This window comes from Cryobacterium sp. RTC2.1 (genome assembly GCF_035018685.1).
GTDB lineage: Bacteria > Actinomycetota > Actinomycetes > Actinomycetales > Microbacteriaceae > Cryobacterium > Cryobacterium glucosi.
Window position 1 is genome coordinate 1 of sequence record NZ_JASJXJ010000329.1, and the last position, 833, is coordinate 833.

General features: G+C 66.0%; 1 protein-coding gene. It reads left to right on the top strand.

What is annotated here, in order from left to right; genetic code table 11:
* On the top strand, positions 1 to 641 hold a 641-nt coding region (locus QN357_RS19130), incomplete at its 5' end, for a hypothetical protein (protein ID WP_323505416.1).
* Between the last annotated feature and the right edge of the window lie 192 nt (positions 642 to 833).

Here is an 833-nt window from a genome sequence, read left to right on the forward strand (position 1 = left end):
TACGGAGGACGCTCACCATCACGCTGCGGGCGCTCAGTGTTGCCGCGGTAGGGCGCGCGCTCACCGGACTGCGGACGATCGGAGTTGCCACGGTACGGAGCACGGTCGCCCTGGGGACGGTCGGAGTTCCCGCGGTAGGGGGGACGCTCACCATCACGCTGCGGACGATCGGAATTGCCACGGTAAGGGGCACGCTCGCCACTCTGCGGACGCTCGTTGTTGCCGCGGTACGGAGGACGATCGCCGTCGCGCTGCGGACGGTCGCTGTTTGCACGGTACTGGGGACGATCGCCCTGGGGGTGCTCGCTGTTCCCGCGGTACGGGGCACGCTCGCCGCTCTGCGGGCGGTCGGTGTTGCCGCGATAGGCGGGACGGTCGCCGTACTGGGAGCGGTCGCCCTGGGGACGGTCATTGTTTCCGCGGTACGGTGCACGTTCGCCACCCTGCGAACGGTCGTTGGTGCCACGGTAAGGGGGACGTTCGCCGTCACGCTGGGGACGGTCGGAGTTGCCCTTATAGGGAGGACGCTCACCGTCGCGCTGAGGGCGATCGGAGCGGCCCTGATAGCCGCCGGAGCCGTTGTTGCCGCGAGCCCCGGGCGGGCGTCCGCCGTCGCGTGCGTCATTACCGTTAGTTCCTGAAGGGCTCACTGTGTCTCCTGTGTAATTGGTTGCCTCGAAGGCAGACTCGTCAAGCCTACGGCTTAACGCAAAATGGCCACCCGTTAGGTGGCCATTTTGTGTATTTCTGGTGTTGCTAAGTTAAGTCCGGCGGTGTCCTACTCTCCCACAGGGTCCCCCCTGCAGTACCATCGGCGCTGAGAGTCTTAGCTT